Genomic DNA, 11,957 nt, shown 5'->3' on the forward strand with positions numbered 1-11,957 from the left:
CTGATGTTTAACCTGGGGGGAGAATATCAGAGCGGGAACTTTACAGCCTTTTTAAAATGGCAGTTTATGGGAGAACGAGAGGGTAATGTGGCCAATGCCTTTCAATTACCTGCCTATAGCATCTTTAATTTAGGAACCGGCTATGCTGTAAGCCAGCAAGTAACACTCCAACTTCTGGTAACCAATATATTTAATTCGGCGGGCCTTGCTAATTTCTTTGGAGCCAATAGTTTTGGCGCAAGCGCCAATGGGACTACCGCCGATTTTATTCAGGATAATCCAGATGCAAGTTTTGTGGTGGTTCCCGTACTACCCCGCGGCGCTGTTCTTACGCTTAATTACCGGTTTTAAGTAGGAGTTCTTTACTCTTCCTACAATGCAGTTCATCGATCATGTGCTGTTATATATCGGATACAGGATAAAATCAATCACTCGATAAACGGTAGCTTCTGTAGGATATTGGTCTTGTTCAGTGTTATTCATCCTTTTTTACTTTCTCCTAAGCCAAAAATCAAAGTTACTATATAACAGCACCTTAGCTTTGGAGATATATGTATGAATTTAACCTATAAAATGAACAGGTATGAAAACATTATTACTTTTTAAGGAGATTTACTTAGAGGCATTTAAGCAATTGGAGAACTTTGTTGTTAGGAGATTCTTTAGAATCTTTGCATGGTTTAGTTTTATATTGTGTGGTGTTGTACTCTACGCTTTGATTTATAGAATAATCACCGGATTTGCCTTTGATTAATAGATTATCGGTATTGTTCTAAAAGCTATGCGAAGAAAGTTCGACATTATTGATGCGTTTATTTTGGTGGGATGTTTGTTCATCTCCTTCATGGTATTCCTCATAGTCGAGGCCTTTCAGGTGCTCTAAGCTTAATAGCCAATCTACCCTATATAGGCTACACAACTTTTGTGTAGCCTTTTCTTTTTTTTAGATAAAAACTATATATGGAAAAAATCCAAATACATGGAAATATTCCATATATTAGCTATCCTTTTTGGATAGTATGCAAAAGACCATTTTACATCTGGACCTCGATACTTTTTTTGTATCCGTAGAACGCCTTATCAATAGCGAACTCAAGAACAAACCCCTATTGGTTGGGGGCACCAGCGACCGTGGGGTAGTGGCTGCCTGCAGTTATGAGACCCGCGGATTTGGGGTGCATTCTGGCATGCCTATGAAAATGGCGCGGGAACTTTGTCCCGAAGCAGTGGTGATCCGGGGCAATGCGGGCACCTATAGCAAGCATTCCGATCTGGTCACCGAGATCATTAAAGAGAAAGTACCCCTCTTTGAAAAATCGAGTATCGACGAATTCTACGCAGACCTTACCGGGATGGACCGTTTTTTTGGCTGCTATCAGTATGCGTCCGAACTCCGGAGCACCATTAGCAGGGAAACCGGACTCCCCATTTCCTTTGGCCTTTCTGTAAACAAGGTAGTCTCTAAAGTGGCTACGAACGAGGCTAAACCCAATAATCAGTTAAAGGTAGATTTTGGGTACGAAAAACGCTTTCTGGCCCCACTATCCATCAAAAAGATTCCCATGGTAGGGGACAAGACCTACCAAACACTTAGAAACCTCGGGCTGCGGCAGGTAAGGACCATACAGGAAATGCCCATGGATATTATGCAACGGGTGCTGGGGGCCAATGGGAGGGTCATCTGGAAACGCGCCAATGGGGTAGATAACACCCCCGTGATCCCCTTTTCGGACCGTAAATCGATCTCTACAGAACGCACCTTTGACAAGGATACCATAGATGTAATTAAACTCAGGGGCATTTTAATAGCCATGACAGAGAACCTGGCCTACCAGCTGCGGCGGGGGGAAAAACTAACCGCCTGTATTGCGGTAAAAGTGCGCTATTCAGATTTTAATACCTATTCCAAACAAGTCCGTATTCCCTATACCAGTGCAGACCATATCCTGATCCCCAGGATCCTGGAGCTCTTTAACACCCTCTATAATAAACGGATGCTGGTACGCCTCATAGGAATTCGGTTTAGCCATCTGGTACCAGGGAACTACCAGATAAATTTATTTGAAGATACAGAGGAGGCTCTCAATTTGTATGCGGCCATGGACAATCTTCGGGAGCGTTTTGGAGACAAAACTGTGCTTCGCGCCTCAGGGATGGGGGCCAAAACCATTGGGAGAATGGTGAATCCGTTTAATGGGCAACCGCCCATTGTACTGGCTCACCGGAAACAGTAGCTGGTTTATTACTTCCCTTTTCTTTGCTCGTCCAAAGAAAAGGGAGAAAAGAAAGGACGCCTTATCTGAGGAATTTTTATCTGCCTATTGCAGATAAAACCGACCTCGAAACCTCGCCATCCCGCCTTTGGCGGGACGAGTACCATTGTCGGTTTCTCGGTCCTATTCTGCAGATAAGGTTTTTCAATATTTATCGTCAGCGAAAGAGTTAAGCTCCGTGAAAAATCGCTGAAGCCCTGGAAGCGATTTAGGAGCTTGGCTCTGGTTTTAATGCTTGCATTAAAATCGCCTACGATAAAGTGCCTTTTTCTTTGCTTCGTTTCTTTTGGGCAAGCAAAAGAAATGAAGAGAGAAATAAATAAAAAAAATGTATTTAAACTGTCATACTTACTACAGTCTTCGTTTCGGAACCTTTTCCGAACTGGCCCTTTTGGAGCTGGCCAGAGAGAATGAGGTAACCCGCCTGGCCCTTACCGATATCAACAATACCTCTGCCTGTCTCAATTTTGTTCGAAGGGCTGCAGACTATGGCATACACCCTATTTTGGGGATCGATTTTCGCAACGGCGCTACAGCATGTTTTGTAGGGATAGCCAGGAATAATGAAGGATACCGGGAGCTCAATGAGTTCTTGTCAGAACACCTCCACCAGGAAAAAAAAATTCCAAAACGGGCACCCGTCTTTCAACATGCCTATGTTATCTACCCTTTCGAAAAAGTACTCCTCAATGACCAGCATCATTTTTTAGACCATGAGTATATAGGTATCTCTGTCACAGACCTGAGGCGACTGCCCTTTTCCAGGCTCATAGAATACAAGGACAAACTGGTACTGTTGCAACCAGTTACCTTCAGGAATAAACGCGATTTTAATGCACACCGACTCTTACGGGCCATCGATAACAATCTGCTGTTAAGCAAGCTTCCCAAAGAAGAGGAGGCCTCCTTCGAGGAACGGATGTTCCCTGTGCGGAATCTGGCACAAGTCTTTTCGGAATACCCCTTTATCCTGCAAAATACGGAGCGACTTATGCAGACATGCAGCATCCACTTCGATTTTTCCAAGAACCGGAAACCGCAAAACCTGAGCACCTACCTGGATAACAAAGAGGCCGATGAAAAACTGTTGGAGGAATTGTGCCACAAAGGCTTACCCTACCGATACCCGGAGGTGGATAAGCGTATTCGTGAACGACTTACAAAAGAATTACAGCTCATCAAGGAAAAGGAATTTGTCTCCTATTTCCTGATCAACTGGGACATTGTCTCCGAAGCAAGAAAACGCAATTTTTACTATGTGGGCCGGGGGAGTGGGGCCAATAGCATTGTGGCCTATTTGCTCCGGATCACGGATGTGGATCCCATTGAACTCGATCTGTATTTTGAGCGGTTTATTAATCTGTACCGGACCAATCCGCCCGACTTCGACATTGATTTCTCCTGGAAGGACAGGGGGGAAATTACCCAATATATCTTTGACCGCTTTCAGCATGTCTCCCTTTTGGGGACCTATGTCACTTTTAAGTCGAGGGGGGTGATCCGGGAACTGGGCAAAGTGTTTGGACTTCCCAAGGCAGAGATCGATTTTTTATGCGATGGGCATTACAAGCCTTCAGAATTAGATGAGGTGTCGCTTTTGGTCTTGAAGTACGGAAATCTTATAAAGGACATGCCCAACTACCTCAGCATCCATGCCGGGGGAATTCTCATCAGCGAACGACCGCTACACTATTTTTCGGCCACCCACATGCCCCCAAAGGGCTTTCCCACCACCCAGTTCGATATGGTGATCGCTGAGGATGTAGGGTTGTACAAATTTGATATTCTGGGGCAACGGGGTCTGGCCAAGATCAAGGAAGCCATTCAGATCCTGGCTCTGAATCAACCGGGAGAATACGCCACCATCGACATCCATGACATCAAAAAATTCAAGGAGGATCCCCATATCAATAATATGATCAAATCTGCCCAGTGTATGGGGTGTTTTTATGTGGAATCGCCCGCCATGCGGATGTTGTTAAAAAAGCTGGAGGTAGATACCTATCTGGGATTGGTGGCTGCCAGTTCCATCATACGGCCGGGGGTGGCCCAGAGTGGAATGATGCGCGAGTACATCCTGCGGCACCGGAACCCGGGGAGGGCAGAAGAGAAGGGGCACCCGGTAATGTTAGACATTATGCCGGAAACCTATGGGGTGATGGTCTACCAGGAAGATGTCATTAAAGTAGCCCATTATTTTGCCGGACTTACCCTGGGAGAAGCCGATGTACTTCGCAGGGGAATGAGCGGCAAGTACCGGTCGCGCGAAGAGTTTCAGAAGGTAAAAGACAAATTCGTGGATAATTGCCGTAAGAAAGGGTATAAAGATTCACTGATCGATGAGATCTGGCACCAGGTGGCCAGTTTTGCCGGCTATGCCTTTGCCAAGGGACACTCTGCCTCCTATGCGGTGGAGAGTTATCAAAGCCTTTTTCTAAGGGCCTACTATCCGCTGGAGTATCTGGTGGCGGTGCTCAATAACGGAGGTGGGTTCTACCGCTCGGAATTCTATGTGCACGAGGCCCGTATGCTGGGTGCTACCGTTCATGCTCCCTGTATTAATAAAAGCATGGCCGTGAATTGTATCTATGAGAAGGAGATCTACCTGGGGTTTATGTATCTGAAGGAACTAGAGGGGCGTGTTATGGACCGGATATTAAAAGAGCGGCAGGCCCATGGAGTGTTTACTTCCCTGGAAGATTTTTTGGATAGGGTATTGATCTCTATTGAACAGCTCAGTATTTTGATCCGTATCAATGCCTTCCGGTTTACAGAGATCAATAAACACGAACTTTTATGGGAGGCACATTTATTTCTTTCCAAGGGAAATGCCATAGACCACCCAAAATTGTTTCCACCGGCCCATCAGGATTTTGAGATCCCGCGGCTGCATACCACCGATCTGGAAATGGCCTTTACCCAATTAGAACTATTGGGCTTCTGCCTGTGCAGCCCCTTCTGTTTGTTAAAAGAACCTCTTAAGAATACCCATGGAAGCAGTGATCTTCCGGACTACCTCAATCGGTATATAGATCTATACGGGTATTTGGTCACTGTAAAGAATACCAAGACCCACAATGGGAAACGTATGAACTTTGCCACCCTTGTAGACCAGCATGGAGAAGTCTTTGATACGGTATTGTTTCCTCCGGTAGCTGCCCAGTATTTTTTCAGGGGAAGGGGCATCTACAGGTTTTATGGAAAGGTGGTGAGTGAATTTGGATTTTTAAGTATTGAGGTCATTAAGATGCAAAAACAAGATTATATCCAGGATCCCCGCTATGCGGATATGAAGACGGCTAACAAAAAGGACCCTTATGCAAAGGCCGAAACCAAAAGGAATGTGAGAGACGAAGAGGTGACATAAGGCACCTACAGTGAACCATACATCGGACAAAAAAGGAAACTAAACCAGAAGCTACATTTCGTAGAAAACAATTAGATATCTTTGAAGGTATGGGGTTAACCTCCATCTGCGTGTATTAAAGAGAAACGATCTCAATATGAAACTAAAAAGAATCCGAAATAGTTCAATCGTATTGTTAGGAGTGTTACTGCTATCTTGTTCCTCCTCTTTTGAAGAGGTAGGCACATCTATCATCGATCAACCTATAGAAGAAGAAATACTACCCCTGGAAGCAACTTCCATGATGGACGTAGCCTACGGAGATCATCCGCAACAGAAATATGATATCTACCTACCCGCAGACAGAACTTCCTCTAAAACCAAGGTCTTATTATTGGTACATGGAGGGGGCTGGATAGAAGGGGATAAATCCTCAATGACACCCTTTATAGAACTAATCAAAGAACGGCATCCACAACATGCCATTGTAAATATGAACTATATCCTGGCTACTATAACGCCGGGTGTAACCCCGGCTTTCCCCAACCAGTTTCTGGATATTGATGAGGTCATTGAAAAACTAATAGCAGAGAAAGAAACCTTGCAGATCCTGCCTCAATTTGGGATGATAGGCACCAGTGCTGGGGCACATCTTTCCCTGATGTACGACTTTGTCTATGACACTGAGGACCGGGTAAAATTTGTGGTAGATATTGTGGGCCCGGCTGACTTTACCGATCCCTTCTTCTCAGAAGATCCCAATTTTAGTTTGGCACTCTCCCTGTTTGTAGATGAAAGCAAATACCCTGATGGTACCAACTACGCCGAAGCTACGAGTCCGGTGTTCAATGTGGGCCAGGCAAGTAGTCCGGTGGCCATGTTCTACGGTAACCTGGATCCGCTGGTACCCCTTGCCAATGGTAATGCCCTGGATGCGGCTTTGACTTCTTTTGAAATAGAGCATAGTTATACTATTTATGAAGGAGGGCATGGAGATGATTGGGGTGAAGCAGATATACTAGATCTGCAGGAGCAGATAAGTGAGTTTATAGCAGTATATCTTTCCATTAATTAATACTAGTAAGCCTCGAGTCCTTATAATATTTGTACTGGTAATTGTAATAGCTATGCTTATTTAGTCTATATTTAAGTATTCACCCCAATACAAGAGTTTTTATTGCCGCTTGTATGTCCTGCAAAGTATGACGGTTTTTTAGAAGTAAACCAAAACCAACCGTCATGAAACCAACCCTGTTTTTAGTACTGTCATTATTGTTTCTAGTGTCATGTAATAAAAGTGAAGAAACTACCGTAAAAGACCTTCCAGCCGATTCCGCTACTGATATTGGAAATCCCCCTCCCGGTTCCGGTGAAACGAACGATCCTTATGAGCCTGTCTCAGGTGTTATCAGGATAGATGTTGCCGTAGAACTCCCTGCAAATACTACTTTTACTATAGATGATTTGGCTATTTTTTCCCTTCTTAATGAAGACGTCCTAATAACAGATAACCAGGCGAAGGTTGAAGTTTTAGAAGGAGACGGACTCGAATTAATTTTTGCAACAAACAGCGATGACAACATTGTATTGATGAGCTACATCAATCCAACCAGGAACCTCTCCCTGGTTTTAAATAGCCACAATACCGCCCTGGCGTTGGTGTTAATGCATTTTTCGATGATAGATTTTTCTTCAGTAGAAAGAGAGGCATTTGTAGCCCAGATAGAAGTACTGCCAGAATTTATAGCTTTTGTTTCTGTGGTTGAAGAAAATATCAACCTTGGCAACCTGGCAGAAGTAGATTCCCAGCCTATCATTGATCTTCTTGATCTGCAAACCGGTAAAACCACAGACAAAATAGATTTTACCAAAGACCCTTTATTTTTTGATGTAAATACCAATATGGCAACCGTCCAAAACACTACAAGCGAGGCTTCGTATGGAGTTTCGTTATATTCTTTTACCAACCTAAACAACGCAAACAATTCCATCCTGCTAGATAAAAATGACAGTGGCAACTTGGATATCCCAGATAATGGTAACTGGGTCCTTAGTGCCTCAAATGGGCTGCTTTTTAACGATAAAGCTGAGAATACTGAGGCGGGTATTGCAAACTCCGGAAAACTGTTCCTAAAAATAGTCTCTCTTTATTCAAGCACGTTATCTTCTGCATTGGGCTGTGGTGGGGACCTTGGTTTATTGTTCTATAATGAAACCTCTTATCAGTTAAAACTTGAGAAATGGTCCAATAATGAAATTACAACCGGGGAGCTTATATTTCAAACGATTTTATATGCCCGTTCAACATTTGATAAAATTAATAATGTATTTCAAAATTGTCTTCCAAATCTTGTGGGCAATTCGCCAATGGGCGCTTTTTATAAATTTCTGGGACTCTATAGTAAAGCACTAACTATTAATTCAACGGTTAATTTAATAAGAGATTGGCTTTCCTATCCGGCTGCCATCAATTTACAATTTGTAAAAAATGAGGAAGATATTTCCTTTTATGAAGGCCTCTTCCTTACGGGGAGTTTAAACTTTGGAGAAGTGCTATTGGGGGCAACATCAGAGCCAAAACCACTTGAACTTCTTAATAATATTGAAAAAGAAATAGTGGTAAGTGGTATTACATTGCCTGCAGGCGTTAGTATTGCGTCCGGAGAATGGAGTAGTGGCACTATTGAAGCGGGACAAAGTGTCACCACCCAAGTGCTATTTTCACCTGATGATACCACAAGTTTTAATGAAATTATTGAAGTAGAGAATGATGCCGATCAGGAAAATAACAGCATTGGAGTAACAGGAATTGGGGTGATACCCCTGGTTTATGCAAGTGAAATTGACTTTGGAAATGTAAGACTCAACGAGGATTCTATAGTTGCCTTTCAACTTAATAATGAGAATAATATCGATGTCATTATCTCCAATATCTCTTTTCAAAACCCTGCAGAGACCGCATATGTCATTGAACCTTCTGGATTTACAGGGGGAGTTATCGGGGCAGGCCAATCTAGCGATGTACTTGTAAAATTTACCCCTGATGAGGATAGAGACTTTGACAATGTGCTGCTCATATCTTTTGACGCGGGAGGAGTGGTACCTTTAAACATCCCATTATCCGGAAATGGGTTTGTTGCTCCGAGTATAGTGGAAGCAGAATTAGATTTTGGTGATGTGGTTATAGGAGAAACACCAACGATAAACTTAACAATAATAAGCAATGATCTGGACTCGGAAGTATCTATTAGTTCTGTTGGCTTTTTGATAGCTCCCAACACTACAATATTTGGCACTAATTTTACAGGAGATTTGGTTATCCCTGCCAATTCTTCTTCTAGTGCCTTTAGCGTACAATTTGTCCCGGATATAGATGGGTCTTTTCAAGACCAATTAGAAATAAAATTTAGCGAAACGGATGATATTCCATATATTATCCCTATCACCGGCAGGGGGGTTTTAGACGATTTTATAGAACTTTCTTCTGATCTTTTAGAATTTGGTAGCGTAGACGTAGGTTCCTCTCCCGCTCCTTTAACACTTACCATTAGCAATATCTCTGCAACAGAAGACATTATAATTGATAATATAAATCCGTCAACTATATATCCCACACCAGCCTACAAAATCACCTACAACAACGCCGAGATTAGTTTACTTAGTATCCCCAAAGGAACTGAAAAGACCATTACAATAGAATTTACACCAACAACCGCTGGCAATTATCCTAATATCTTTTCTTTAATTTATTATATAGAATCTGACGCGGGGCGTGAACTACCTACTAAATCATTTAATGTGACGGGCATAGCTACGCAAGCTAGTGATCTTATGCGCCCTATATCCCCAATATTACAAATACGAAGGCCAAATGAAGTTACTCCATTAGTAGTAGAGGTTACCGATTCTTACGGAAATGCAGTAGTGGGCCAGGAAGTGTTTTGGAGAACTACTGGCCTTGATAGTAGCATAAGTGCTTCCAGTATTACAGATAGTAACGGTGAGGCAACTGCTACATGGACATTAGGTACTTATTATGATGAAAGTATACCTGGAGAAATTATTGGCAATGGTGCATACCCCTATATAATAGATGCTTCTGGAAACGAAATTCAGGGGCCCACAGTTGCTGTACATTTTCAGTCAGTAAGAATATACGTAAGTGCCCATAATGTTAATAATAATCCAATAAGTGGCTCTGTAATTTTTGAAATTGGCGGTAGTACGGGAACATTTACCGTCACTGACGGTATAATTACCGGAGGAACACCTCATTTAGCATATCATGATGTTCGTTATTGGCTGAGTTTTGCTGATTTTACCTCCGTTGAAGGCACTATTACAACTTCATTTAACAGATTTGTAAATATGCGCTTTGAAATAGATGGTTGGGACGGAGGAAGTTGGTACCGCTTTTCCACCTCTGCTTATCTATCTGAGGGATGGAATCCTAACCAAACCTTTCCCTTTACATTTACCGTTTATTAGTGATACATGGTTATTCATAGGAAAATTAGGAGTGTCACAGGGAACATTGTAGTGATATAGATATCATTGATCTGCAAGAGCAGATAAGTGAGTTTATAGTAGTATATCTTTCTATTAATTAATGCGAGTAAGCCTTGCGGTCTTATAATATGAGATATATGTAATAGCTATGCTTATTTAGTCTATATTTAAGTATTCACCCCAATACAAGAGTTTTTATTGCCGCTTGTATGTCCTACAAAGTATGACGGTTTTTTAATAGGTAACCTAAACCAACCGTCATGAAACCAACTTCATATTTGGTCCTATTTTATTTTCCGAAACTTACTGAGATCTTCCCAATAAACTATTATAAATTAATTTGTTACAACCTCGCGATGTATAAGGTTTTAAAACAAAATGAATCCCCATTGCATTGCATTGACTAATATTTAATACTCATATTATTAATTTATCTAAAACCAACCAATTATGAAAAAACTAGCAAAGTATGTAATGTTACTCACGGTACTATTTGTAGCCGTGTCGTGCAGTGAAGATGAACCAGAAATAATACTTGCCAAAGACGGGGGTCCTTTTGAGATTAGTGAATTAACAGGCAGTTGGGAAGCTACTAAAGGGGTTTTTTACAGTGTCGAAAGTCCCAATAATGTGGATATTGTACAGCAAGGGGGATCTTTATCCCTAACCGTCCAAAGTTCTGGCAGATGCACCTTTACTATTAATCCGGTTGATCGTGCGGCATACACGGTAAGTGGAGAAATGTTCTGGGGGAACTATGAAGGTGATGAGGCTTTAGTCATTGTATGGGATGGTAGTCCTTCTGATGAAGGGTCTTTTTTTCAGTCCCAGTTTGTTCAACTTACCGCTACTACCTTTAATTTGGGTTGCTCTTCTGAATGCGGGGAATATGATTTTGACAATAATGACAATTTCGAAATAACCGATTTAAATTTTGAGTTTATAAGAGTTTAAAATCCTTGTTTATGTTTTTTAAAGGACTTTTATAATAACACAAACCCTGCTAATTAATTTTAGTGGGGTTGTTTTTATGAAATAAACTAAAAACTCCCCTAAAACAAAAAAGCCTCTCAATTTACTATACAGAAAAAAGGAAAGCTTTCCATTGGTTTAACTACTTAAACCTTCCCATTTTCTGGGACAACACAACTATTTTTAATGCTTAAAAAAAGCTCCAACTTCTTGGAGCTTTCAACATCTTGCGGTCTGGACGGGACTCGAACCCGCGACCCCCTGCGTGACAGGCAGGTATTCTAACCAGCTGAACTACCAAACCGTTGCTTTATAGCGGTTGCAAATATACACTCCATTTTTTATATCACAAATGTTTTTGTGCTTTTTTTACTTTGCTCAGATTACACAAATTTTTGTCGCTCAATCAAAAAAGTGGTAAGAATATTATTGAAGTCTTTATTGATATCCGCCTCAACATATTTGATTTTATATTGAAGACATTTTAATTTTATCTCATTAAAATATTCAACAACAGCCTTTTCATAACTTTCCTTAACATTTTCTGAATATAAATTTATGGCCTCACCCGTTTCTACATCAATAAACCGTTTTGGGTGCTTATCAAAATCAAAAGAGCGTTCTTTAGTACTATCAAAAACATGAAATAGTATGACTTCGTGTTTATTATATTTTAAATGTCTAAGTGCCTCAAATAGTTTTGTCTGATCTGTTGTGGTCTGAAACATATCAGTAAACAAGAATATTAGAGAGCGTCTGTGAATTTTTTCAGCGATTTGATGTAAATAAGTATAGGTATCAGTTTGTTTGTTTTTTGGTTTTGAAATTACAGCCTCTTTTAATTGATTCATGATCAT

General features: G+C 41.5%; 7 protein-coding genes, 1 tRNA gene and 1 pseudogene. 7 read left to right on the forward strand and 2 right to left on the reverse strand.

The features are described from left to right. From Q0X72_RS10640 to Q0X72_RS10665, 7 genes are all read left to right on the forward strand, one after another. The coding region (locus Q0X72_RS10640; protein WP_297765058.1) for a TonB-dependent receptor at positions 1-351 on the forward strand (351 nt) is incomplete at its 5' end. Positions 352-583: 232 nt separating this feature from the next. Next, positions 584-754, forward strand: coding sequence for a DUF6747 family protein (locus Q0X72_RS13965; protein WP_367180450.1), 171 nt, complete (start codon positions 584-586; stop codon positions 752-754). Between the two features lie 265 nt (positions 755-1,019). Beyond that, a complete protein-coding gene (locus Q0X72_RS10645) occupies positions 1,020-2,234 on the forward strand; it encodes a DNA polymerase IV (protein ID WP_297765061.1) in 1,215 nt (404 codons plus the stop codon). A gap of 367 nt (positions 2,235-2,601) precedes the next feature. Further along, entirely contained in the window at positions 2,602-5,640 is a 3,039-nt protein-coding gene (locus Q0X72_RS10650; RefSeq protein ID WP_297765063.1) for a DNA polymerase III subunit alpha, read from the forward strand. Between the two features lie 136 nt (positions 5,641-5,776). Then, positions 5,777-6,694, forward strand: coding sequence for an alpha/beta hydrolase (locus tag Q0X72_RS10655; protein ID WP_297765065.1), 918 nt, complete (start codon positions 5,777-5,779; stop codon positions 6,692-6,694). Between the two features lie 164 nt (positions 6,695-6,858). Further along, positions 6,859-10,107, forward strand: a complete 3,249-nt coding sequence (locus Q0X72_RS10660; protein ID WP_297765067.1) for a choice-of-anchor D domain-containing protein — start codon at positions 6,859-6,861, stop codon at positions 10,105-10,107. A gap of 471 nt (positions 10,108-10,578) precedes the next feature. Next, positions 10,579-11,082, forward strand: coding sequence for a hypothetical protein (locus Q0X72_RS10665; RefSeq protein ID WP_297765069.1), 504 nt, complete (start codon positions 10,579-10,581; stop codon positions 11,080-11,082). Positions 11,083-11,330: 248 nt separating this feature from the next. On the opposite strand, the gene Q0X72_RS10670 is transcribed toward Q0X72_RS10665, so the two are convergent. Together Q0X72_RS10670 and Q0X72_RS10675 are read right to left on the reverse strand one after the other, a co-directional pair. Then, positions 11,331-11,404, reverse strand: a tRNA-Asp gene (locus Q0X72_RS10670). A 79-nt stretch (positions 11,405-11,483) separates the two neighbouring features. After that, positions 11,484-11,957, reverse strand: a pseudogene (locus Q0X72_RS10675) (DUF58 domain-containing protein); the annotation flags it as partial.

Source organism: uncultured Muriicola sp. (assembly GCF_947258935.1).
Classification (GTDB): domain Bacteria; phylum Bacteroidota; class Bacteroidia; order Flavobacteriales; family Flavobacteriaceae; genus Muriicola.

Excerpts from the sequence above, each read along its gene's own strand:
- Q0X72_RS13965 (WP_367180450.1), top strand. The coding sequence starts at position 584 with ATGAAAACATTATTACTTTTTAAGGAGATTTACTTAGAGGCATTTAAG.
- Q0X72_RS10645 (WP_297765061.1), top strand. The coding sequence starts at position 1,020 with ATGCAAAAGACCATTTTACATCTGGACCTCGATACTTTTTTTGTATCC.
- Q0X72_RS10650 (WP_297765063.1), top strand. The coding sequence starts at position 2,602 with ATGTATTTAAACTGTCATACTTACTACAGTCTTCGTTTCGGAACCTTT.
- Q0X72_RS10655 (WP_297765065.1), top strand. The coding sequence starts at position 5,777 with ATGAAACTAAAAAGAATCCGAAATAGTTCAATCGTATTGTTAGGAGTG.
- Q0X72_RS10660 (WP_297765067.1), top strand. The coding sequence starts at position 6,859 with ATGAAACCAACCCTGTTTTTAGTACTGTCATTATTGTTTCTAGTGTCA.
- Q0X72_RS10665 (WP_297765069.1), top strand. The coding sequence starts at position 10,579 with ATGAAAAAACTAGCAAAGTATGTAATGTTACTCACGGTACTATTTGTA.